22 protein-coding genes and 1 tRNA gene are annotated in these 20,900 nt (G+C 71.7%); 17 read left to right on the top strand and 6 right to left on the bottom strand.

What is annotated here, in order from left to right; translation table 11 throughout:
* Positions 1 to 119 precede the first annotated feature (119 nt).
* Complete coding sequence (locus LGR69_RS05960) at positions 120 to 953, bottom strand: outer membrane protein (protein ID WP_230365459.1); 834 nt, start codon at positions 951 to 953, stop codon at positions 120 to 122.
* Between the two features lie 475 nt (positions 954 to 1,428).
* Here LGR69_RS05960 and LGR69_RS05965 point away from each other — a divergent pair, with 475 nt between their 5' ends.
* The 4 genes from LGR69_RS05965 to LGR69_RS05980 all read left to right on the top strand — a co-directional run bounded on the left by LGR69_RS05965 (position 1,429) and on the right by LGR69_RS05980 (position 4,607).
* Positions 1,429 to 1,725, top strand: coding sequence for a hypothetical protein (locus LGR69_RS05965; RefSeq protein WP_230365460.1), 297 nt, complete (start codon positions 1,429 to 1,431; stop codon positions 1,723 to 1,725).
* A 199-nt stretch (positions 1,726 to 1,924) separates the two neighbouring features.
* A complete protein-coding gene (locus tag LGR69_RS05970; RefSeq protein WP_230365461.1) occupies positions 1,925 to 2,545 on the top strand; it encodes a hypothetical protein in 621 nt (206 codons plus the stop codon).
* A gap of 396 nt (positions 2,546 to 2,941) precedes the next feature.
* Positions 2,942 to 3,283 carry a hypothetical protein gene (locus LGR69_RS05975; protein ID WP_230365462.1) on the top strand — a complete coding sequence of 114 codons (342 nt, stop codon included), beginning with the start codon at positions 2,942 to 2,944 and terminating at the stop codon, positions 3,281 to 3,283.
* A gap of 46 nt (positions 3,284 to 3,329) precedes the next feature.
* Positions 3,330 to 4,607: a DUF3829 domain-containing protein gene (locus LGR69_RS05980; protein WP_230365463.1), complete on the top strand. Its 1,278-nt coding sequence runs from the start codon at positions 3,330 to 3,332 to the stop codon at positions 4,605 to 4,607.
* A gap of 131 nt (positions 4,608 to 4,738) precedes the next feature.
* On the opposite strand, the gene LGR69_RS05985 is transcribed toward LGR69_RS05980, so the two are convergent.
* Together LGR69_RS05985 and LGR69_RS05990 are read right to left on the bottom strand one after the other, a co-directional pair.
* Positions 4,739 to 4,906: a hypothetical protein gene (locus tag LGR69_RS05985; RefSeq protein WP_007559184.1), complete on the bottom strand. Its 168-nt coding sequence runs from the start codon at positions 4,904 to 4,906 to the stop codon at positions 4,739 to 4,741.
* A 199-nt stretch (positions 4,907 to 5,105) separates the two neighbouring features.
* Positions 5,106 to 5,182: transfer RNA gene (locus tag LGR69_RS05990), tRNA-Arg, on the bottom strand.
* Between the two features lie 183 nt (positions 5,183 to 5,365).
* On the opposite strand from LGR69_RS05990, the gene LGR69_RS05995 reads away from it, so the two are divergent.
* Positions 5,366 to 7,537 carry an FUSC family protein gene (locus LGR69_RS05995; RefSeq protein ID WP_230365464.1) on the top strand — a complete coding sequence of 724 codons (2,172 nt, stop codon included), beginning with the start codon at positions 5,366 to 5,368 and terminating at the stop codon, positions 7,535 to 7,537.
* 39 nt (positions 7,538 to 7,576) lie between these two features.
* On the opposite strand, the gene LGR69_RS06000 is transcribed toward LGR69_RS05995, so the two are convergent.
* Entirely contained in the window at positions 7,577 to 7,807 is a 231-nt protein-coding gene (locus LGR69_RS06000; RefSeq protein ID WP_007559187.1) for a hypothetical protein, read from the bottom strand.
* Between the two features lie 348 nt (positions 7,808 to 8,155).
* On the opposite strand from LGR69_RS06000, the gene pth reads away from it, so the two are divergent.
* The 6 genes from pth to LGR69_RS06030 are packed head-to-tail and all read left to right on the top strand — an operon-like array spanning position 8,156 to position 12,720.
* Positions 8,156 to 8,764 (top strand): aminoacyl-tRNA hydrolase, encoded by a 609-nt coding sequence (gene pth, locus LGR69_RS06005; protein WP_007559188.1) that lies wholly within the window; start codon positions 8,156 to 8,158, stop codon positions 8,762 to 8,764.
* A 41-nt stretch (positions 8,765 to 8,805) separates the two neighbouring features.
* A complete protein-coding gene (locus LGR69_RS06010; RefSeq protein ID WP_007559190.1) occupies positions 8,806 to 9,036 on the top strand; it encodes a hypothetical protein in 231 nt (76 codons plus the stop codon).
* Complete coding sequence (locus LGR69_RS06015) at positions 8,996 to 9,493, top strand: PIN domain-containing protein (RefSeq protein WP_081496925.1); 498 nt, start codon at positions 8,996 to 8,998, stop codon at positions 9,491 to 9,493. The genes LGR69_RS06010 and LGR69_RS06015 overlap by 41 nt, the downstream gene beginning before the upstream one ends.
* A gap of 8 nt (positions 9,494 to 9,501) precedes the next feature.
* The gene (ychF, locus tag LGR69_RS06020) at positions 9,502 to 10,599 is read left to right on the top strand and encodes a redox-regulated ATPase YchF (protein WP_007559194.1); all 1,098 of its coding nucleotides are present in this window, start codon (positions 9,502 to 9,504) and stop codon (positions 10,597 to 10,599) included.
* A gap of 27 nt (positions 10,600 to 10,626) precedes the next feature.
* Complete coding sequence (locus LGR69_RS06025; RefSeq protein WP_007559195.1) at positions 10,627 to 11,616, top strand: MaoC/PaaZ C-terminal domain-containing protein; 990 nt, start codon at positions 10,627 to 10,629, stop codon at positions 11,614 to 11,616.
* 60 nt (positions 11,617 to 11,676) lie between these two features.
* Positions 11,677 to 12,720 carry an aldo/keto reductase gene (locus LGR69_RS06030; RefSeq protein ID WP_230365465.1) on the top strand — a complete coding sequence of 348 codons (1,044 nt, stop codon included), beginning with the start codon at positions 11,677 to 11,679 and terminating at the stop codon, positions 12,718 to 12,720.
* Between the two features lie 6 nt (positions 12,721 to 12,726).
* On the opposite strand, the gene mtnA is transcribed toward LGR69_RS06030, so the two are convergent.
* Complete coding sequence (gene mtnA, locus LGR69_RS06035) at positions 12,727 to 13,827, bottom strand: S-methyl-5-thioribose-1-phosphate isomerase (RefSeq protein WP_230365466.1); 1,101 nt, start codon at positions 13,825 to 13,827, stop codon at positions 12,727 to 12,729.
* A gap of 160 nt (positions 13,828 to 13,987) precedes the next feature.
* On the opposite strand from mtnA, the gene LGR69_RS06040 reads away from it, so the two are divergent.
* The 6 genes from LGR69_RS06040 to LGR69_RS06065 all read left to right on the top strand — a co-directional run bounded on the left by LGR69_RS06040 (position 13,988) and on the right by LGR69_RS06065 (position 20,162).
* Positions 13,988 to 16,624 (top strand): DNA translocase FtsK, encoded by a 2,637-nt coding sequence (locus tag LGR69_RS06040; protein WP_230365467.1) that lies wholly within the window; start codon positions 13,988 to 13,990, stop codon positions 16,622 to 16,624.
* Positions 16,625 to 17,114: 490 nt separating this feature from the next.
* Positions 17,115 to 17,639 (top strand): Hsp20 family protein, encoded by a 525-nt coding sequence (locus LGR69_RS06045; protein WP_007563478.1) that lies wholly within the window; start codon positions 17,115 to 17,117, stop codon positions 17,637 to 17,639.
* A 152-nt stretch (positions 17,640 to 17,791) separates the two neighbouring features.
* The gene (locus tag LGR69_RS06050; protein ID WP_007563476.1) at positions 17,792 to 18,319 is read left to right on the top strand and encodes an Hsp20/alpha crystallin family protein; all 528 of its coding nucleotides are present in this window, start codon (positions 17,792 to 17,794) and stop codon (positions 18,317 to 18,319) included.
* A gap of 231 nt (positions 18,320 to 18,550) precedes the next feature.
* Positions 18,551 to 18,967, top strand: a complete 417-nt coding sequence (locus LGR69_RS06055; RefSeq protein WP_230365468.1) for a hypothetical protein — start codon at positions 18,551 to 18,553, stop codon at positions 18,965 to 18,967.
* Between the two features lie 16 nt (positions 18,968 to 18,983).
* Complete coding sequence (locus LGR69_RS06060) at positions 18,984 to 19,337, top strand: hypothetical protein (RefSeq protein WP_091863478.1); 354 nt, start codon at positions 18,984 to 18,986, stop codon at positions 19,335 to 19,337.
* A gap of 69 nt (positions 19,338 to 19,406) precedes the next feature.
* The gene (locus LGR69_RS06065; protein WP_230365469.1) at positions 19,407 to 20,162 is read left to right on the top strand and encodes an NADH dehydrogenase ubiquinone Fe-S protein 4; all 756 of its coding nucleotides are present in this window, start codon (positions 19,407 to 19,409) and stop codon (positions 20,160 to 20,162) included.
* Positions 20,163 to 20,168: 6 nt separating this feature from the next.
* Here LGR69_RS06065 and LGR69_RS06070 read toward each other — a convergent pair whose 3' ends face one another.
* Positions 20,169 to 20,861 (bottom strand): ArsR/SmtB family transcription factor, encoded by a 693-nt coding sequence (locus tag LGR69_RS06070; protein WP_230365470.1) that lies wholly within the window; start codon positions 20,859 to 20,861, stop codon positions 20,169 to 20,171.
* Positions 20,862 to 20,900: the final 39 nt, after the last annotated feature.

Here is a 20,900-nt window from a genome sequence, read left to right on the forward strand (position 1 = left end):
TGGGGATGCGAAGGTCAACCGGATGGTTGCCCTCTCTGCGCAGCAGGCGAGGAGGAGGACCAACACCCCCTCGCCCGCCGCACCGTCTCCCGGCCCGGAGGCCGGGAGCGTCCTGGGTCTTAGTACGAGCCGAACTTGTAGTTCAGGCCGGCGCGGACCACGGCGAACTCGTCGTCGCGGCGGCCGACGTTGCTGTAGGCGACCGGGAAGTTGTTGGCGGCGTTGACCACCAGCGCGCCCTGGTTGCGGGTGTTGCGGTCGAGGTTGACGTACAGGCCTTCGACCTTGAGCGTCACGGCCGACGAGCGGAAGAAGTTCAGGAACGAGTCGGTGGGCAGCGCGTACTCGATGCCGCCGCCGACGGCGTAGCCGGTGCGGAAGCTGTCGTTGCCGGCGTAGCCACCGAACGAGCGGTCGGCGCTGCCCGAGCCGTAGGCGAAGCCGCCGGTGCCGTACACGAGGGTGCGGTCGAAGGCGTAGCCGAGACGGCCGCGCACGGTGCCGAAGTAGTCGAGGCTCGACAGGCCGCGCGGGTCGGTGACGTAGTAGCCCGGGGCCACGGCGCCGCTCACGAAGGCGTTGTTCCGGCCGCGGCCGAAGTCGAGATACTGGGCGTCGGCCTCGATGCCGACCACCACGCCCGAGCCCGGGGTGAACTGGACGTTGTAGCCGACCTGGGCGCCGCCGGAGAAGCCGTCCTGGCTGCGGTTGCTGAAGGTGGCGGTGGTGCCGGGGGCGGCGTAGGGGAAGGGCACGCCGAAGGTGGAGTTGTTCGAGCGGCTGCTGGCGTCGAAGGCGTAGCCGGCGTTGATACCGAAATAGGCGCCGGTCCAGGTGAACACGGGCACCGGGGTGAAGACGGGCGGCGGGGCGGCGCGACGCGGCAGGTCGGCGGCGGCAGCCGCGCCGGTCAGGGCGGTGAAGGCGGCCAGGGAGGCGATGAGCTTGGTCATGTTGGGCGGTCCAGGGTTTCTATCTGTCGGTAAGCCTACCGGCACGTGGACCAAATAGCTGTAGTTTTACGGACACACCCAGCGATAACGGCGCGGGCGACATAGTAAACCATTTATGAAGCCGCGATGGATTGCGAAATACATTGCGCTGTACTGGGCCCTGCACCACGACCTGGGACAAACCCGGCATCCGACTGTTGCCGCTGCCACCGGATCGACGATCTCCAGACTGTCCGGAGATGATGCGTGCGGATGCCGCTCCGCCGGAAAGCTCGGGGGTGCCCCATCCGGAGGGCCCCGCGCGCCTGTCGCCGGGACCGCTTCCTGCCGCGCTGGGATAGCGGGCGCCGGACCGGGGGGAGCCGCGCTCCGGGGGCCATGCCCGCGCGGGTTGCCCGCACCTGTGACACCGATGCCGGGACACGGGATGAGAGACGGCCGGTTTCCCTCATTCGACAGGTGGAGACCGATCCCCATGCCCAAACGCATCTTGATGGCCGCCACGGCCGCACTCCTCGCGACCCCGGCCCTAGCCCAAAGCATCCCGACACCTCCGAATACGACGGGCCATGCCTCGCCCGGAACGCCGGGCGTCGTCACCCAGCAGCCGGGATCCACCGGCGCCGAAGACGCGGCAACCATCTCGCCGACCGGCCGGCCGCAGGACGGCGCCGCCCCCGACTCGGCGGCGGGCGGGAATGCCGGGCAGCCCTCGCGCACCGGCACGACCGGCAGCGGCGGCGGCGGTGCCGGGAACGGTGGCGGGGGCTGAGCGCATCCGCATCGGGCGCGCGGCCCCGGTGACCGCCTGACCCGACGCGCCCGGTCGTCCGCGCGCCTTTCTATCAAGGATGGCGCCGGGTGGCCGTGGCTGCCTCCGGAGGTGGAAGCCGGATCGGCACCGACCACAGAACAAGTCCGTCCGAGCACGGTTGAGCATAGGCCAAACCAACACAGTGGAGGACGCTCACATGCGACGGCTCAATCTGATGTGCGGGGCTGCAGCCCTGGCAGCCCTCACCGTCTTCCCGGCCGTTGCGTTCGCCCAGGAAGGCGGCCCGTGCTCGGACGACATCGCCAGGCTGCGGCGGGACATGGACAAGCAGGTCGGAATGGGGGCGCCCACCTCCGAGCCGGATTACGGCCAGCGCAAGGGGCCTGAGAACGCGTCGGGCCAGCAAACGGCAGGCACGACCGGCGGCACCGCGAAACCGGTGGGCACGCCGGATACGGATCGGGCGCAGCAGGGCGGCGCCTCGCGCGAGAGCGGCGGCACGCCCGGGACGGTCGGCGGCGTATCGGGCCCCGTGGGCGCGGCGACGGGCAGCGGACAAGCGGACGGCATCGCCAGCAGTCGGGTCGCGACCTCGCCGGACGATGTCCGCCGGCAATCGGAGAACCGTCCGACCGCCGCGGCCGCCGCGGCGAAGGGCGGGGACCCCAAGGCCTCGCCGGGTTTGGCATCGGAGGACAAGGTTTCCCAGGCCAAGACGGCCCTGCAGCGGGCCGTCGATCTGAACGCCAAGGGGGACCAGAGCTGCCGCGACGCGGTCAAGGAAGCGCGCAACCTCCTGCCGCAACAGGGGCAGTGAGAGCCGGATCCGCGCGCGCCACAGCTGCGCTCGCCTTCGATCGGCCCATGGCATGATTGGTCCTGCCGACGGTGCACGCCGTCAGCAGGGCCCCGCCCTCGTGTTCCTCCAAGAGGCTCGGGTGGGGCCACGTCCCGGATCGACCGGTTCGCTGGCGCGCCGACGCCGCCCTCGAGCCGTTCCGTTGGGATCGCAGCATCGCGGTCGCCGGGGCCAGGAGCGGCGGATATTTCCAGCGATCAGTATTCGCCCGCGCTCACGCCGCCGCGAACACAGCATTGCCCCAATCGCAGTTCCAAGAGGGACCGGAAGGGGCGCCGGCGGCGCGCCTGATCGCGGGCGGCCCGGCGCGCCGCCCTTCGGCTGCGGACCCGGATCGAAACAGGGGCGCTGGGGATGCTGTTCATCTGGTCGGGCTGGGGGATCGTGGTCGTCCCCGTCGCGCTCGGCACCGCCGTCGCGGTCGGGGCCCTGGGCGGCCTCGCGTTGCGCGCCCTCGGCCATCCCGAACTCACCTTCCTCGCCGTCAGCCTCGGGCTGTTCGCGGCCGCGGCCGCCACCTGGATGGTCGGCCGACGCCTGAACAATACGCCGCCGCGCGCCCTCATCGACCCGGCCACGAACGCGCGCATCCTGCTCCGCCGCCGCCACACGCTGTTCTGGGTGCCGGCGCAGTACTGGTCCGTGCCCGTCGCGCTCGGCGCCCTCGTCCCGCTGCTGGCCCTCCGCACGCTCTGAGCGCGCTAGCCCCCACCCGCCCGACCGACCGTTCCAGGAGATGAGGATGCCGCGCGTCAGATCCGTGGTGAGGCCGCCACGGGGTCGCCTCACCGCAGCGTGTCTCGCCGCCGTGCTGGCGACGCCGGCCGCGGCCGTGACGCCGCTCACGCCGGTCGGCGTGGAGAGCTGCGACGCCTTCCTCGACGCCTACGCGCAATGCGCGGCGAGCCCCGGCGTGCCGGAGCCCGCCCGTCCCGGCATCCGCCAAGGCATCAACACGATGCGCGAGAGCTTCCGGGACTCGGTGGCCCGCAACCCGGCAGCCCGGCCGACCGTCGCCTATCAATGCGCCCAGGCCCACGAGGCCGTGCGCAAGAGCCTGGTCGACGCCTTCAAGTGCGATTTCCCCGCTTTGCCCGCGGCCTCGCAGGCGCTCCTGCAAGCGGCGCCCCCCGTGGCGGCCGCGCAGGCGCCCGCCCGGGCCGCGCCGCCGCCGCAGAGTCCCGAAGCGCAGGCGGTCGCGAAGGTGAACGCCTACACGGAGGCGCAGAACCATCTGGTGCGCTCCCACCCCCTGGAGCGCCAGCTCGCCGAATACCGGCGCGACAACGAGCGCGTGCTCAAGCTCGGCACCAAGCTGGGCGCCAACGCCTGGTACCATTTCGGCATCGTCGATTTCGACGGGGTGATCGACGAGTTGGAGAAGGCCGTCGCCCTGCCGGGAAGCATCCCCGAGGTCGATCCCCAGGCGGCTCGGCTGCTGGCGGCGCTGCGCGACGTCAACCCGACCCTCAAGGCCCTGACCCGCTACCAGACGACCCGGGAATTCAAGGAGGACGGATACACGTTCGCCCGCCAGCAGCACCCGATCCTCGTGCCCAAGGTCGAGGCGGCCGCCAAGGCGATGGATGCCTACGGCACCGCCCTGTTCGAGCGCGAGCTTGCCCGCGACGAGCGGCGGATGACCGCCCTGCCCGAGGATGCCCCCGCCCGCCGGCTCCTCGCGACCAGCCTCGCCCTGCGCCGGGCGGTGCAGCGCTTCGAGGCGCTGGGCCCGAAGGCCGACGTGGCGCCGTTCCTGGGGGCTTTGGGCGAGGTCTCGACCGCCAACCGGCAGCTCGGGACGAGTCTCGACGGCATGAGCCCGAAGCCGAGCGCGTCGTGCACGGGCTACGCCGACACCGTGGCCAGCGTGATCGGCCACGGCCGGGACGTGGCCCGGGACATCCGGGCGAAAGGCGACCCGAGCCAGCCGGCGCAATTGTTCAACGACACCTACAACCGCTCGGTGCGGGATCTCGAATCCTGCCAGCGGTCCGAGACCCGCGTCCGGCCCGGCTGAGGGCAGGCCCTTCGTCGCGAACGGAAGCGTATCGTGCAGGGGGGCGGTGGACCGGCACCAGCCCCCGCCGATCGCCGGGTTCCATGGCGGAGGCGACCGACCCGAGGTCGAGCGCGCCGCCGCGGAGCAGGTCAGCCGCCGCCGATACCGGTGGTCACCTTGCCGGTCCCCTTGCAGTCCGGGCAGGAGACGGTGTCGACCTTGCCGGTCCCGCTGCACGCGCGGCAGAGGTTCTCGCCCGTTCCGGGCGCGCCCGGAGGCGCCTCGTCGCCGGGTTTCGCGGCGTCTGACGTGCTCATGACCTGTCTCCTCCCTGTATCGAGAGGAAACCGGAGGGAGTCGAACCCCGTTCCCGCCTCTCGGCGAACGCCGGGCGCTCAGATCACGGGAGGCGAAGGCGGCGTCCCACCCGAACACAACGCAGGGATCTGCCGGATTCAACAGGCGCCCGCCGGCCGGACAGCCCGGCGCGAGACGATGCCACCGCGTTGCGTTGCCTGGCGACCCCGGTTGGGCTCGAACCAACGACCTGCCGCTTAGAAGGCGGCTGCTCTATCCAGCTGAGCTACGGAGTCTCGGGTGCCAGCGCCCTCAAAAGCCATGGGCTTGCCCGAGGGTCAAGCGTCTGGCCCCTCGGGGCCGGGTTCGTCGCCGCCGGCACCGTCCGTGCCCGGGCGGGGTTGCGGCGCGGGAGGGATCCGGACAGGGCGGGGCGCGGTTCATGCCGGGGCGCCGCGCGCCCGAACAGGAGTCCGAGGTTGGCTGGCCCGAATCCCTCCGCATCGCCCCCCGGGCGCGCCCCGCGCCGCCGGGCCGCCGGCCGGGGCAGCCTCGGCCGGCCCGGGGCGGATCTGCGGCGCCTGCCGACCGGCCTGGACCTGCGCAATATCCGGCTGGTCGAGGGCGTGCGCGCCGCCTTCGCGTTCGGCGTCGTCATCCTGATCAACATCTGGGTGCAGTGGCCGCCGCTGCTCACCATGGCGCTGGCCGCCAACCTCGCCTGCTTCTGCGACACGGGCGGGCCGATGCGGGTGCGCCTGCGGGTGCTGACCGCGTTCTCCCTGCTCGGCGGCCTGCTCTGGGCGGGGGTCGGCCTGCTGCAGCCCCTGGGGCTTCCGGTCGTGGTGCCGGTCGCCTGCGCGCTGATCTTCGCCTGCTCGTATGCCCGGGTCTGGAGCGTGCAGGCGCAAGCGGCCGGGAACGTGCTGGTGGTCGTGCTGTGCATCGCCCTCGACCGGCCGCTCACCCTGGAGCAGGCCGGGATCGTGGCGCTGATGTTCGCGGCGGGCGGGCTCTGGGCGACGCTGCTCGCCCTGGTGATCTGGCGCCTGCACCCGTACCGGCCGGCGCACCGGGCGGTGGCCGAAGTCTGGCACGGCCTGGCGCGGCTCTGCGGCGATCTCGAGCGGCTCGTCGCCCTGGGCGAGCCCGATGCGGCCGCGTTCGACGGGCATGCGCGCGGCCACCGGCGGGGCGTGCGCGCCAGCATCGAGACCGCCCGGACCATGATCCTCGACCTCGCCCGCTCGCGCGAGCGCGTCTCCGAGCGCACCGCCCAGGCGTTGCTGCGCCTGGAGAGCGCCGAGCAGATCTTCTCCGCGCTGATCGCGGTGGCGGAGCTGATCGAGAGCCGGCCCGCGCCGAGCCGGCGGGCCCTGACCAAGACCTTCCTGCGGCGGCTGCGCCCGCTGCTCGTCACCATCGCCCGGGCGATCCGCGACGATGCCAGCCTCGATCTCGGCCGGCTCGAACACTCCATCGCCCGGGCCGCGGAGGGCTTGGCGGAGGACGCGACCCTGGCGCGGCTGGCGGAGCGGATCGTCGGACGGGTGCGGATCGGCGCCAAGCTCTCGACGCCCGAGGGCTACCGGCCGGGCGGCACCCTCACGGACGGGCGCAGCCTCGACCGCTGGACCCGCTATGTCGAGCCGCTGGCGCAGAACTTCACCCTCGCCTCGCCGAATCTCCGGCACGCCCTGCGGGCCACCGCGGTCTCGGCGCCGGCGCTCGCCGCCACGCTGACCTATGCCGGCGCGTTCACCCACTGGCTGGTGATGACCGTGGTGCTGACCATGCAGCCGTTCTACGCCGCGACCTGGCAGCGGGCGCTGGAGCGGATCGGCGGCACGGTGCTGGGCGGGCTCGCGGGGGCGGTGCTGGCCTATTACGCCACGACCCCGCTGGTGGAGGCCGGGCTGATCCTCGTGCTCAGCGTGGTCGGCTTCGCGGCGCGCCAGATCTCCTACGGCTTCTTCGTCACCTGCCTGACCCCGCTGGTGGTGCTGCTGGTCGAGCTGTTGGAGCCCGGCCACAGCTCCTGGGAGATCGTCGGCATGCGCGCCGGCTTCACGGTGCTGGGCGGCCTGATCGCGGTGGCGAGCTGCCTGGTTCTGTGGCCGATCTGGGAGCCGGACCAGGTCCGGCAGGAATTGCGGCGGGCGCTCAAGGCCCATGCCGACTTCGCCGAGGCGGTGCTGCTTGCCGCCCCCGGGGAGGCGCGCGAGGCCGCGATCTCGGCCCGCGCCCGGGCGGCGGGCCTGGCCCTCAACGATCTGGAGGCGGCCCTGTCCCGGGCCCTGCAGCAGCCCCGGGCGGGCGGCCACCCGGAGGTGGAAGCCGCCATGGTGGCGGACGCGACCCTGCGCCGGATCAGCGCCCGGCTCACGGTGCTGCGTCACGCTCCCGAGGCGGCCGCCCCGGAGGCGCAAGGCTGGCGGAGCTGGATCGCCGCCACCCTGGCCGCGCTCGGGCAAGACCGGCCGCTCCCCGAGCGGCCCGATCTCGACCGGGGCCAGTCCCTGGCCCGTCTGGTGAGCCAGGTCGACCTGCTGACCGGGACGCTGCGCCCGGGCGAGCTGCGCGCGATCGACGTCGCCGGACCGCAGGGTGAGACCGCCGGGCGCGACGGTCGGGCCGTTCCGGCGACCTGACGGGCGGCGGGCCCTGGGCGATCCGGGACCCGCGCCGCCTCAGTACCGCGGCAGGGCGTTGGCCGGGCCGCCGGCATGCGGGCCGGCATAGCGGTAGGCGGAGGCCTGCGCCGGCCGGGTCCGATCCTGCTGCAGGACGCCGGCATTCCCGGCCCAGCCCGAATAGGCCGAGGCCGGATAGGGCGAATGCTTCGAGTCCAGCCCCTGCGCGAGGGCCGGCGAGGCAGCGGCGGCAAACAGGGCGGCGGCGGCGAACATGCGCATGGTCATGAGGATCTCCTATTGTCTGCGTCTGACTTCGACGGGAAGTCATCCGGTCAACCGTGTCGAGTGAGGAAGATCGTCGGTCCGGCGGTCTTGATCGCTCCGGCTTTGCTTGGCCGAATGTGACCTCTCAACCGGGATCCTCTGCCGGCGGTTCGACCGATGCCGTGCGCTGGCGCACGGTTGGCGCGCGGTCGACCCCGAATGCTTCACGCAGGATCCGAAGAGGCCGGTACGGACGGCGCTGAGGCGCGGCGCCCGGGACCGGAGCGGGGATGCGTCGCGCGAGGAAGCGTGCCACAGACCGCCCCGAAAGGGATGCCCCATGACCGGGAGCGCGCCAGGGACTCTGCCATGCGGTTGATCGTCGGCCTCGGAAACCCCGGTTCGCGCTACGCGAACAACCGGCACAATATCGGCTTCCTGGCCGTCGACGCGATCGCCCGCCAGCACCGGGCGAGCCCGTTCCGGCACCGGTTCCAGGGCGAGGCCGCCGAGGTGGTGCTGGGCACCGAGCGGGCGATCCTGCTCAAGCCCTCGACCTTCATGAACGAGTCCGGGCGCTCGGTCTCGGAGGCGCAGCGCTTCTACAAGATCCCGCTCGGCGACGTGATCGTGCTGCACGATGAGCTCGACCTCGCCCCGGCCAAGCTCCGGGTGAAGCTGGGCGGCGGCAATGCCGGGCATAACGGCCTGCGCTCGATCACCGCCCAATGCGGCAACGAGTATCGCCGGGTGCGGCTCGGCATCGGCCATCCCGGCGACAAGGCGCTGGTGCATTCCTACGTGCTCAACGATTTCGGCAAGGCCGAGCTGCCCTGGGTCGAGGATCTCTGCCACGCGGTCGCCGACCATGTGGCGCTGCTGGCGGCGGGCGAGGATGCGAGCTTCCAGAACAAGGTCCACCTCGCCATGGCCGGCCGGGGCTGGGACGAGGTGAAGACGCTCGGCGCCAAAAATTGACACGAAAACACGGGAACACGATATAGCCGGCAGAGGCTGCCATGAAGAACGTCACCGTGACGATGGACGAGGATCTGCTGCGCCGCGCCCGCGTGGCGGCGGCGCACGAGGGCAAGAGCCTGTCGCGCTTCGTCGCCGAGACGGTGGAGCAGCGCGTCGGCCGCCCCGTCTCGCAGAGCGAGGCCCTCGCGCAGTTCCTGGCCGGACCGCCGCTTCACGTCCTCGACGAGAATGGGCGCGCGCCGTCGCGCGACCAGCTCTACGATGAGTGAGCAGAGACCCGGGGCCCCGCGCGTCTTCATCGATTCGAACATCCTCCTCTATGCCCGGGATGACCGCTTCCCCGAGAAGCAGGAGCGAGCCCGGCTCTGGCTGGCGACGCTGTCGGCGCGAAACACCGCCGTGGTCAGCCCGCAAGTTCTCGGCGAGATTCACAACGCCCTTCTGCGGGGCCGGATTCGCGTCGCGGCCGACGAGGTGCGGCGGACGACCCTGGCGATCGAAACATGGTCGCACGGCGCGACGGACCTTGAGCTCATTGCGAGCGCATGGTCTCTGCGCGCTCAGACCGGCTTCCAGTGGTGGGACTGCGTCATCCTCGGCTCTGCGATCCGGGCGGGATGTCGCTACCTCCTCTCGGAGGATTTTCAACACGGCCGCGAGGTCGAGGGCATTACGATCGTGGACCCATTCCAGGCAGGTCCTGAAACGATCATGGCGGACCATTAGGACGGATCATGGGCTTCAAATGCGGCATCGTCGGCCTGCCGAACGTCGGCAAGTCGACCCTGTTCAACGCGCTGACGCAGACGGCGGCCGCCCAGGCGGCGAACTACCCGTTCTGCACCATCGAGCCGAATGTCGGCGAGGTGGCGGTGCCGGATCCGCGCCTGGACGACCTCGTCCGGATCGCGAGTTCGAAGGAAAAGATCCCGACGCGGCTGACCTTCGTGGACATTGCCGGGCTGGTGCGCGGCGCCTCCAAGGGCGAGGGCCTGGGCAACCAGTTCCTGGCCAACATCCGTGAGGTCGACGCCATCGCCCACGTGGTGCGGTGCTTCACCGACGGCGACGTCACCCATGTCGAGGGCAAGGTCGATCCGGCGGCCGATATCGAGACCATCGAGACCGAGCTGATGCTGGCCGATCTCGACAGCCTGGAGCGCCGGGCCGTCGCCCTGGAGAAGAAGGCCAAGGGCGCCGACAAGGAGGCCAAGGAGACCCTCGACCTCGTCAACCGCGCCCTGCCGCTGCTGCGCGAGGGCAAGCCGGCCCGCCTGGTCGAGCGCAAGCCGGACGAGGAGAAGCTGTTCCAGTCCCTCGGCCTGATGACCGCCAAGCCGGTCCTCTACGTCTGCAACGTCGACGAGGGTGATGCCGACAAGGGCAACGCCTATTCGGATTCGGTGTTCGCCCGGGCCAAGGCCGAGGGCGCCGTGGCGGTGGTGGTCTCGGCCAAGATCGAGAGCGAGATCGCCGTGATGCCGGAGGCCGACCAGGCCGAGTTCCTGGAGGCGGTGGGGCTGACCGAGCCCGGCCTCAACCGGGTGATCCGCGCCGGCTACGATCTCCTCGGACTCGTGACCTACTTCACGGTCGGCCCCAAGGAGGCCCGGGCCTGGACGATCACCAAGGGCACCCGTGCGCCCGGCGCCGCCGGGGTGATCCACTCGGATTTCGAGAAGGGCTTCATCCGCGCCGAGACCATCGCGTTCAAGGACTACACCACGCTCGGCGGTGAATCCGGCGCCCGGGATGCCGGCAAGCTGCGGCTGGAGGGCAAGGACTACGTGGTGCAGGACGGCGACGTGCTGCATTTCCGCTTCGCCAACTGAGCTCCTGACCCACCCGACGAGGCTGCCATGCCGGACCCCGCGGTCGAGGATTTTTCCGTCGGCGACGTGATCGTTGGCGAGCCCCTGACGGTCGGCCGCGACGACATCGTCGGCTTCGCGCGGGCCTTCGACTTCCAGCCGTTCCACCTCGACGAGGCGGCCGCGGAGGGGACCTTCGCGGGACGGCTGATCGCGTCGGGCTGGCACACGGCGGCGCTGGGGATGCGGCTGCTTCAGAAAGGGCCGTTCCGCGGCGGCTCCTCGCTCGGCGCGCCGGGGATCGACGAGCTGCGCTGGCTGGCGCCGGTCCTGCCCGGGGACGCCCTGACGCTGACCTTCCGGGTCGTCGGGATGCGGGATTCGGCCTCGAAGCCGGGGCTCGGCTTCGCGACCGCGGAACTCGCCCTCGGCAACCAGCGCGGCGAGACGGTGCTGACCCAGCGCTTCACCTTCATGCTGGCCCGGCGCGGCACCGATCCCCTGCCGCCGCGCCCGGTGGCGATCGGCGAGCCGGGGCCCGTGACCGAGCCGGAGGATGCCGAGATCCTGCCGTTCCTGCGCGACGCCGAGATCGGGATGGTCCGCGACCTCGGCGCCTACCCGTTCAGCGCCGCGGCGATCGTGGCCTTCGCCGAGGCCTACGACCCGCAGGCCTTCCATCTCGACCAGGCCGCGGCCAGCCGCAGCCATTTCGGCGGCCTCTGCGCCTCCGGCTGGCACACCGCCGCCGCCTACATGAACCGGCTGCTCACCACCCGCGCCCGCGACGCCGCCTACACGGCCACCCGCGGCCCCGTCCCGGAAGCCGGCCCCTCCCCGGGCTTCAAAAATATGCGCTGGCTCAAGCCGGTCTATGCGGGCGACACGGTCCGGTTCAGCACGAAGCTGACCGACAAGCGCGCCTCCGCCTCCCGCCCCGGCTGGGGCCTGGCGTTTGCCCGCAACACCGGCGTGAACCAGCGCGGCGAGCCGGTCTTTTCGTTCGACAGCGCCGTGTTCCATCGCTGGGAGCCGTGAGGGGCAGCGGTTCCCGCCCCCGCGCGTTGTCGCGTCGGACACGGAAGGGATCCCGCGCACATGTATCAGAAGAAGCTCGGCAACACGGGACTGTTCGTCTCGGAACTCTGCCTCGGCACGATGACCTTCGGCGGCGGCGGCGGGATGTGGCGCCAGATCGGTGCCCTCGACCAAGCGGAAGCCGGGCGTCTCGTCGGGCGGGCCCTCGATGCCGGCATCAACTTTCTCGATACGGCCGACGTCTACGCGGAAGGTCTCTCCGAAGAGATCACCGGCCAGGTTCTGCGCGACCTCAAGGTCTCGCGCGACAGCGTTGTCGTCGCCACCAAGGGCTACGGGCCCATGGGATCGGGCGCCAACGCCCGCGGCGCCTCGCGCCTGCACCTGATCGACGCCTGCAAGGCGAGCCTGAAGCGGCTGCAGCTCGACCATATCGACCTCTATCAGGTCCACGGCTTCGATCCGGCGACCCCGATCGAGGAGACGATGCGGGCCCTCGACATCCTCGTGCAGCACGGCCACGTCCGCTATGTCGGCGTGTCGAACTGGGCGGCGTGGCAGATCGTCAAAGCGCTCGGGATCAGCGAGCGGGCCGGGCTCGCCCGCTTCGAGACGCTGCAGGCCTACTATTCCATCGCGGGCCGCGACCTCGAGCGGGAGATCGTCCCGATGCTGCGCTCCGAGAACCTCGGTCTGCTGGTCTGGAGCCCTCTGGCGGGCGGCCTGCTGAGCGGCAAGTATTCCGGCGGAACGGGAGAGGGCCGGCGCGCGAGCTTCGATTTCCCGCCGGTCGACCGGGGCCGTGCGGATTCCTGCATCGACGCGATGCGGGTCGTCGCGGAGGTGCGGGGCGTTTCGGTGGCGCAGGTGGCGCTCGCCTGGCTCCTGCACCGCAAGGCGGTGACCAGCGTGATCGTCGGCGCCAAGCGCCTCGATCAGCTCGAGGACAACATCGCCGCGACCAAGCTCCAGCTCACCGCGGAAGAGCTCGATCGCCTCGACGCGGTGAGCGCGCTGCCGGCCGAGTATCCGGGCTGGATGTTCGAGCGCCAGAACGCCCGGGCTCAGCAGCTCGCCGAGTCCGGCCGGCCCGGCGAGCGGTGAGGCGGCTCACGCCGCCTTCCGGCGCTCCGGATACAGCCCGTAGAGCCCCTCTTCGCTCGCCTCGCAGATGCCGCGCTCGGTGATGATCCCGGTCACGAGGCGGGCCGGGGTCACGTCGAAGGCCGGGTTGGCCACCGGGCTGCCGGGGGAGACCACCTCGATCGTGGCGAAGCCGCCATCGGCCAGCCGGCCGGTCATGTGGGTGACCTCGCGGCCGTCGCGCTCCTCGATCGGGATCTCCTTCACGCCGTCGTGCAGCGTCCAGTCGATGGTCGAGAACGGCAGGGCCGCGTAGAACGGCACGCGGTTGTCGTGGGCGGCGAGCGCCTTCAGGTAGGTGCCGATCTTGTTGCAGACGTCGCCCGACGCCGTGGTCCGGTCCGAGCCGACGATGCACAGGTCGACCCCGCCATGCTGCATCAGGTGGCCGCCGGCATTGTCGGCGATCACCGTGTGCGGCACGCCGTGGCCGTGGAGCTCGAAGGCGGTGAGCGCCGCGCCCTGGCTGCGCGGCCGGGTCTCGTCCACCAGCACGTGGACCGGCACGCCGCGCTCGTGGGCGGCGTAGATCGGCGCCAGGGCGGTGCCCCAATCCACCGTCGCGAGCCAGCCGGCGTTGCAATGGGTCAGCACCGTGACCGGCCGCCCGCCGTTCGCCGCGTGCAGGTCGGCGATGATCTGGCCGCCATGGGCGCCGATCGAGCGGCAGCTCGCCACATCCTCCTCGGCGATGCGGCCGGCCTCCGCGAAGGCGCGGGCGAAGCGCTCGGCCGGCTGGATCTGCCGCAGGTTGCCGGCGACCCGATCGAGCGCCCAGCGCAGGTTGATCGCCGTCGGGCGGGTCGCGGCGAGCGCCGCCACCGCCCGGTCGATCCCCTCCATCGAGGGATCGGCCCGCATGGCGAGCGCCAGCCCGTAGGCCGCGGTGACGCCGATCAGCGGCGCGCCGCGCACGATCATGGTGCGGATCGCCAAAGCCGCATCGTCGAGCGTGGCGAGCCGCTTCAGCTCGAACGCGAAGGGCAGGCGCGTCTGGTCGATCACCTGGACGCTGACGCCGTCCGGGTCCGGGAAGATCGTGCGATAGGGCGTGCCGTCGATATGCATGGCGGTTTCTGTGCCATAGCGAGGCGGTTTTTGCACCACCCCGCGCCGGATCCCGCGCGATCCTGGGGGCGCGGGGTCAGGCTTCCTCAACCTTAGCAGGTCGTTAAGGCCGGCATGACTAGCCTCGGGCGAGAGAGTCCCCGTTCGCGTCCGGTCCCGCATGCGCTCGCTTCGCCGTCCCGCGTCGCCCTACGACACTTACGTCGACAGCGTTCGCCCGTTCCTGGGCAAGCGCCTGACGGAGCTCGGAGGGTTCGTGCTGTTCACCGGGGCGGTCGCCCTGACCGTCGCCCTGGCCACGTGGTCGATCGACGACCCGAGCCTCAACCACGCCACCGACCATCCGGCCCACAACGTGCTCGGCCAGCCGGGCGCCGTCGTGGCTGACCTCGCCATGCAGATCCTGGGGCTCGGCGCCCTCGCCTTCGTGTTGCCCCCCGTCCTCTGGGGCGTGCGGCTGATGCGCGAGCGCGACCTGCCGCAGGGAGGCATGCGCCTGGCGCTCTGGATCATCGGCTTCTGCGCGGCGAGCGCCGTGGCGAGCGCCCTGCCGCCCACGGCCCGCTGGCCGCTCCCGACCGGGCTCGGCGGCGTGGCCGGCGACGGCCTGCTGTCGATGGCCCGGGTGATCGTCGGGGCGGTGTCCTCGGCGGCCGCCCATCTCGTCGGCTTCGTCTACGCCGCGGTGGCGATCCTCAGCCTCACCGGCGCCTGCCGGTTCGGGACCGTCGAGGAGGAATCCTTCCACGACGAGCCCTATCCCGCCCGGCATCCGGCCCTGCGGGGCCGCGACGAGCGCGAGGATGCCGATGAGCCGAGCCTCGGCCTCGTGGGCATCGGCGCCCTCGCCCAGGGCCTGATGCGGATGCGCGTCGCCCTGGCGCGGCGGATCGAGACCTGGCGGACCGGCCGGGCCGAGCCGTTCGACAGCGCCTCGCCGGCGCTCGCGGCGCGCCGCGCCTTCACGGATGCGGACCTGCCCTGGGCCGAGCACCTGCCCGAGGCGCCGCAGGCGGGCCCGGAGCGGCGCGAGCCGGTGTTCGAGTCGCACGACGAGCCGGTCGCGGCGCCCGCCCGCCGGGTCGCCCTGCCGCCGGACGACGACGAGCCGGACGCGTTCGAGGCCCCTGCCCGGCCGGCGGCACCGCGCGCCCCGGAGCCGACCGCCTCGCGGGTCGCGGCGCCGGCCGCCGCGCCGGTCCCGGCCCGCCGGGCGCCCGCGCCGCAGATGCGGCCCGAGGATTACGCCCTGCCGGCCCTCGACCTGCTGGCCGCCCCGCGCGGTCCCTCGCCGGCGAGCCTGGTCTCGGCCGATGCCCTGGAGCAGAACGCGACCCTGCTCGAGGCGACGCTGGGCGATTTCGGCGTGCGCGGCGACATCCTGGCGGTGCGCCCCGGCCCGGTCGTGACCCTCTACGAGCTGGAGCCGGCCCCCGGCACCAAGTCGAGCCGCGTGATCGCGCTGGCCGACGATATCGCCCGGTCCATGTCGGCGGTCTCAGCCCGCGTCGCCGTGGTCCCTGGCCGCAACGCCATCGGCATTGAGTTGCCCAATGCCAAGCGCGAGACGGTGTTTCTGCGCGAGCTCCTGGCCTCCACGGATTTCGCCGAGAGCAAGCACAAGCTCGCCTTGTGCCTCGGCAAGAACATCGGCGGCGAGCCGATCATCGCCGACCTCGCCCGGATGCCGCACCTCCTGGTCGCCGGCACCACTGGCTCGGGCAAGTCGGTGGCGATCAACACCATGATCCTGTCGCTGCTCTACCGTCTGAAGCCGGAAGAGTGCCGTCTGATCATGGTCGATCCCAAGATGCTGGAACTGTCCGTCTATGACGGCATCCCGCACCTCCTCTCCCCCGTCGTGACCGACCCCAAGAAGGCGGTGATCGCCCTCAAATGGGCCGTGCGCGAGATGGAGGAGCGCTACAAGAAGATGTCCAAGATCGCGGTGCGGAACATCGACGGCTACAATGCCCGCGTCTCGGAGGCCGCCGCCCGCGGCGAGGTGCTGACCCGGACCGTGCAGACCGGCTTCGACCGGCAGACCGGCGAGGCGATCTACGAGGACGAGGCCATGGACCTCGCCCCCCTCCCCTACATCGTGATCGTGGTCGATGAGATGGCCGACCTGATGATGGTGGCGGGCAAGGACATCGAGGGCGCGATCCAGCGTTTGGCCCAGATGGCGCGTGCGGCCGGCATCCACCTGATCATGGCCACGCAACGCCCGTCGGTGGACGTGATCACCGGCACGATCAAGGCGAACTTCCCGACCCGGATCTCTTTCCAGGTCACCAGCAAGATCGACTCGCGCACGATCCTGGGCGAGATGGGCGCCGAGCAGCTGCTCGGTCAGGGCGACATGCTGTTCATGGCCGGCGGCGGGCGCACGACGCGCGTGCACGGGCCGTTCTGCTCGGACAGCGAGGTCGAGAGCGTGGTCGCCCACCTCAAGCGCCAGGGCCGCCCCTCCTACCTCGACGCCGTCACCGCCGACGACGAGGAGGCCGCCTCCGAGAAGGGCGCAAAGGGCAAGGCCGGCGCGGCCGAGCTGGAACTCGACGGTGCCGTGTTCGACCAGGGCTCCTTCGGCGAGGCCGGCGGCGACCTCTACGACCAGGCCGTGCAGGTGGTTCTGCGCGACCAGAAGGCGTCGACCAGCTACATCCAGCGCCGCCTCCAGATCGGCTACAACCGCGCCGCCTCCCTGATGGAGCGGATGGAGACCGAGGGCATCGTCGGCCCGGCCAACCACGCCGGCAAGCGCGAGATCCTGCTGGAGGAGGCTGCGGGCTGAGCCTCTTTGGGCTCGGCCGGGGGGCGGCTTCCTGTCGCCTCCGCGCCCCGATGCTCAGCCATCGCACCTTGCTGGCCGCGACAGGCCCCCTCTCCCGGGCGGGAGAGGGTTGGGGTGAGGGAAGCGCCCTCTCCGGATAGACCTGTCCCCTCACCCTGTCCCTCTCCCGCACGGGAGAGGGGACCCGCGCCTCATCCGGAGATGCCTGGACCCAGTCGTCCAGGGAAGAGGGGTTGGCAAAGACGCACGCGTCCGCCCGCCGGTCTCATCGGGAGCGATGCGTGAACCGCACGGTCCCGCGCGCAAGGCTTCGGGATCCCGGCTGAGGCAACGAAGGCAAAATCCCACGAAAAAATCGCCCCTCTCGCGGAACCTCCCCGCAAGGCAAACGTTACGCGCGTGCGAGGCTCGGAAACGAGCTCGCCTGTTGGGCGCCGGCCATGGTGTCCGGCGTCTCTTGTAGTCACGTTGCTCAATGGAGGATGTGGTTATGAGGACTTACGACGTTGCGCCCCTGTTCCGGTCGTCCATCGGGTTCGACCGTCTGTTCGAGCTGCTGAACCAGCCCGAGCGCGTCGAGACCACGGCCGCCTGGCCGCCCTACAACATCGAGAAGGTCGCGGACGACCAGTATCGGATCACCATGGCGGTTGCGGGCTTCACGCCCGACGAGATCGAGCTGACCCAGCAGGACACGGTGCTGCTCGTGTCGGGCCAGAAGAAGACGCCGGAGAACGAGCGGCAATACCTGCACCGCGGCATCGCGGCCCGCACGTTCCGTCAGACCTTCAACCTGGCCGACCACGTGAAGGTCGTGGGTGCGAACCTGGAGAACGGGCTCCTGACCGTCGAGCTCAAGCGCGAGGTGCCGGAGGCCCTGAAGCCCCGTCGCATCGCCATCGGCGGCGTCACGGCCACGTCCGGGCAGGACAACGCGCCCGCGCAGATCACCGAGAGCAAGGTCGCGCAGGCCAAGGCCGCCGAACCCCGGGTCGCCGAAGCCAAGGCCGCCTGATCGCGGCCGGTCCGAGCCCGGGCCGCCCGATCCGCGGACCGCCCGGGTTCCCCGCTTTGGACGAACGCCATCCCTCGGGGGCCCGCAGGCCCGCGGGCCGCCGACGGTCGATCCCATGAGATGCCCATGATGCCAAACTGAAGGAGGTCCCTATGAGCGTGAGAGATCTGATTCCGTGGAACCGCACGACCGGAACCCCGGCGCCGACCGCCCTGTCGAACGAGGCGGCCAATCCTTTCCTGACGCTCCACCGCGAGGTGAACCGCCTGTTCGACGACGTGTTCACCGGGTTCGGCTCGGTTCCGAGCCTGGCCAATCGCAGCTTCGGCTGGCCCAATGTCGAGCTGGTCGAGGCAGATGGCGGGCTGCGGCTCTCGGCCGAGCTTCCCGGCCTCGACGAGAAGGACGTCGAGCTCCTGGTCGAGGACGGCGTGCTGACCCTGCGGGGCGAGAAGCGCGCCGAGAACACCGACAAGGCGCGCGGCTACTCGGAGCGCAGCTACGGCCGCTTCGAGCGGGTGATCGCCCTGCCCTTCCCGGTCGAGGAAGAGAAGGTCGAAGCGTCGTTCCGCAACGGCGTGCTCACCGTGACGCTGCCGCGCTCGGAAAAGGCGCCGGAGCGGGGCCGCCGCATCGCCATCAACAGCGGCAACAACGGCGGCCAGAAGACGGCGCATTGAGGCGCGCCGCCGCTCGGGCGGGATCACGACGCCTGACGCGGTGGCCCGGCCCGGACCGGCAGGACGATCGAGCGAGGACCTGCCGGCCGTGCCGGCCGCCCTGGAGCCGGCCCAGACCGCCTGGCGGCCGGGGCCGGCTCTCGGTCCTTGGTCTGACGCGCTCGCCCGTGCCGAACCGCAATTCCCCGGGCGGCGAGCGGTTCAGCCTTCGCTGACGAGCAGGAGGGTCGCATGCAGCCAATCGATACAACCCCGATCGACACGCATATCGAGCGCCTCGGCCCGATGGCCGCGGCCAACCTGAGGGCGACCGCGGTCGACCCGTTCGAGGCCTTCGTGGCGCCGGGCGACGTGTTCCGGCATCCCCGGGAGGTCCTGTCCTATCCCGGCCTGTCGCGGGCCGAGAAGCGGGCGATCCTGGCCTCCTGGGCCTCGGACGCGCGCGCCGTGGATTCCTGCCCGACGCTGCGCTGCCTGCCCGGCTGCCGCGCCGAGCCGGTGCCGATCGACGACGTCCTGGCCGCGCTCCAGGCGCTGGACGGCACGCCCGCGCCCAGCGGACAGGCGACCGGCAAGGCGCGGATCCCGGTGGTGCTCGGCCGCCGCCTGCGGCGCGGCTTGGCAGCCCGGGACGCCGTGCTGAACTGAGACCCGGAGGCGATCGATGACGACCTTCGACCTGAAGGACCGCTATCGGTGGTCGGCCCGGCTCCGGCGCAGCCGGGCCGCGCCGCCGGCCGAGGCGGCGGAGCGGGCGACCTGGTCCACCCTCACGGGCTGGATCGCGTCCGCCGCCCTCTGCCTCGCCCTGGCGGCCCTCAGCCCGGCGCCGGCCATGCCCTGGGTCCTGGCGGGATTGCTGAGCGTGTCGGGCTTCGTCTGGCTCGGCGCCGCGATCACCCGGGCCGGGCCGCCGGCCAACGCCACGCACCTCACCGCCTGGGACGCCGCCCTCCTCGCCTTCGCGGCGAGCTTCGGCGTCCAATCCGCGGCGCGCCTCGGGCTGCTGGGCGCCTGAGCGCACCGCATCACCACCATCGCGCCGCCCGACGGCCCGGCTGTCGGGCGCCGCTTCAGGGAGGCACCTATGCAGACGACCATTCAGGATCGCGTGATCGGACTCGGACACAACAATCCCCCCGCCTTCATCGCCACGGCCCCGTGGCTCGCCGGCCGGAAGGCCCTGATCCGGCGCCAGCAGCGCCCGGTGGAGACCTCGGGCCGCGCCCGGGAAGGCACCTGGGTCCTCACCTTCGCGCGCGAGACGCCGCCCGAGATCGAGCCGCTGATGGGCTGGACCGGCGGCAGCGACCCCCTCGCCACGGATGTCCGGCTCACCTTCCCGACCCGGGCGCAGGCCATCGCGTATGCGGAGCGCCAGGGCCTCGACTACGATGCGGATCCGGACCCCGCCGAGGCACCCCGCAAACGCCCGGTCGGCGCGGCGCGCTCGGATGATCGGCGGCACCCCGAACGCGCGCCGCTTCGGGTGGTGCTCGGCCGGAAACAGGCGCCGGCCGCGCCGCCGGACTTTCCGGACGGGCCGGAGCTGGAACGGGCGCTGGTCAATCCGGCCGCGGTCTTCGCCACGCCGTCCGCCGTGCTGAACCACCCGCGGCTGCTGCGCGAAGGGAAGCGCGAAATCCTGCGGCGGTGGGCCTGGGACGAGTACCTGAAGGAGGTCGCCGCCGCCGAAGGCATGGCCGAGGGCGAGCCCTCGCAGCTCGAAGCGGTCAAGGCCGCGCTCCTGGCGCTCGGCGAGACCTGGCGTCCGAAACCCTCCGCCCCGGCGGTCGCCGTGCCGGTGCCGCAGGAGGACGAGGAGATGGTCCTCGCCGCGTGATCCACCTCAGGGCGGATCGAGGCCGAGCTCGGTCTTCAAGCCGGCCCAGCCGCGCCGGGTGACCTGCACGGCCCGCGTCGTCTCCGAGCGCCGCAGCCAGCCTTTCGCGCAGAGCTGGCGCATGAGCTGCACGCCGAGCGGACCGGCGAGATGGTGCTCGCGCTCGGTCCAATCGAGGCACGCCCGCGCCAGCCCATGCCGGCCCGGCCTGAGTTGGTGGACCTCCACGCCCAGGCCGGCGAACCAGGCGAGGCCGGCGGCTGGCAGATCGTAACGCTGGCCCTCCGCGGGGCTGAGATAGCCCCGCTCCACCAGGGCACCCGTGACGGCGACGCCCAGCCGACCGGCCAGGTGATCGTAGCAGCAGCGGGCGAATCCGAGGTCCCGCGCGTCCCGGGTTGAGGGCCTCGACCGGACAGGGCCCGTCGCGCCGATCGCCGCGAGCGATTCCAGCGCCAGGGCAACCTGGGAGCCGGCCAGGCGATAGTAGCGATGGCGGCCCTGGGTCTCGACTGCCAGGAGGCCGCCCGCCAGCAGCTTGCCGAGATGCGAACTCGCGGTCTGCGCCGTGACGCCGGCCGCCCAGGCCAGATCTCCGGCGGGCCGCGCCCGGCCATCGAGCAGTTGCATCAGCATCAGGGATCGCGCCGGGTCCGCGATCAGGAACGCCGCCGTGGCGAGACTCGGTTGCGGATTCATGGTCGATCTCCAGCGCAGCCGACCCATCCTGCCACCGGA

Source organism: Methylobacterium brachiatum, from assembly GCF_020523825.1.
In the GTDB taxonomy this organism is placed as follows: domain Bacteria; phylum Pseudomonadota; class Alphaproteobacteria; order Rhizobiales; family Beijerinckiaceae; genus Methylobacterium; species Methylobacterium brachiatum.

Bases quoted from the DNA above. Each gene is read 5' to 3' on its own strand.
- LGR69_RS05960 (WP_230365459.1), bottom strand. From the start codon at position 953: ATGACCAAGCTCATCGCCTCCCTGGCCGCCTTCACCGCCCTGACCGGC.
- LGR69_RS05965 (WP_230365460.1), top strand. From the start codon at position 1,429: ATGCCCAAACGCATCTTGATGGCCGCCACGGCCGCACTCCTCGCGACC.
- LGR69_RS05970 (WP_230365461.1), top strand. From the start codon at position 1,925: ATGCGACGGCTCAATCTGATGTGCGGGGCTGCAGCCCTGGCAGCCCTC.
- LGR69_RS05975 (WP_230365462.1), top strand. From the start codon at position 2,942: ATGCTGTTCATCTGGTCGGGCTGGGGGATCGTGGTCGTCCCCGTCGCG.
- LGR69_RS05980 (WP_230365463.1), top strand. From the start codon at position 3,330: ATGCCGCGCGTCAGATCCGTGGTGAGGCCGCCACGGGGTCGCCTCACC.
- LGR69_RS05985 (WP_007559184.1), bottom strand. From the start codon at position 4,906: ATGAGCACGTCAGACGCCGCGAAACCCGGCGACGAGGCGCCTCCGGGC.
- LGR69_RS06000 (WP_007559187.1), bottom strand. From the start codon at position 7,807: ATGACCATGCGCATGTTCGCCGCCGCCGCCCTGTTTGCCGCCGCTGCC.
- pth (WP_007559188.1), top strand. From the start codon at position 8,156: ATGCGGTTGATCGTCGGCCTCGGAAACCCCGGTTCGCGCTACGCGAAC.
- LGR69_RS06010 (WP_007559190.1), top strand. From the start codon at position 8,806: ATGAAGAACGTCACCGTGACGATGGACGAGGATCTGCTGCGCCGCGCC.
- LGR69_RS06015 (WP_081496925.1), top strand. From the start codon at position 8,996: ATGGGCGCGCGCCGTCGCGCGACCAGCTCTACGATGAGTGAGCAGAGA.
- ychF (WP_007559194.1), top strand. From the start codon at position 9,502: ATGGGCTTCAAATGCGGCATCGTCGGCCTGCCGAACGTCGGCAAGTCG.
- LGR69_RS06025 (WP_007559195.1), top strand. From the start codon at position 10,627: ATGCCGGACCCCGCGGTCGAGGATTTTTCCGTCGGCGACGTGATCGTT.
- LGR69_RS06030 (WP_230365465.1), top strand. From the start codon at position 11,677: ATGTATCAGAAGAAGCTCGGCAACACGGGACTGTTCGTCTCGGAACTC.
- mtnA (WP_230365466.1), bottom strand. From the start codon at position 13,827: ATGCATATCGACGGCACGCCCTATCGCACGATCTTCCCGGACCCGGAC.
- LGR69_RS06040 (WP_230365467.1), top strand. From the start codon at position 13,988: ATGCGCTCGCTTCGCCGTCCCGCGTCGCCCTACGACACTTACGTCGAC.
- LGR69_RS06045 (WP_007563478.1), top strand. From the start codon at position 17,115: ATGAGGACTTACGACGTTGCGCCCCTGTTCCGGTCGTCCATCGGGTTC.
- LGR69_RS06050 (WP_007563476.1), top strand. From the start codon at position 17,792: ATGAGCGTGAGAGATCTGATTCCGTGGAACCGCACGACCGGAACCCCG.
- LGR69_RS06055 (WP_230365468.1), top strand. From the start codon at position 18,551: ATGCAGCCAATCGATACAACCCCGATCGACACGCATATCGAGCGCCTC.
- LGR69_RS06060 (WP_091863478.1), top strand. From the start codon at position 18,984: ATGACGACCTTCGACCTGAAGGACCGCTATCGGTGGTCGGCCCGGCTC.
- LGR69_RS06065 (WP_230365469.1), top strand. From the start codon at position 19,407: ATGCAGACGACCATTCAGGATCGCGTGATCGGACTCGGACACAACAAT.
- LGR69_RS06070 (WP_230365470.1), bottom strand. From the start codon at position 20,861: ATGAATCCGCAACCGAGTCTCGCCACGGCGGCGTTCCTGATCGCGGAC.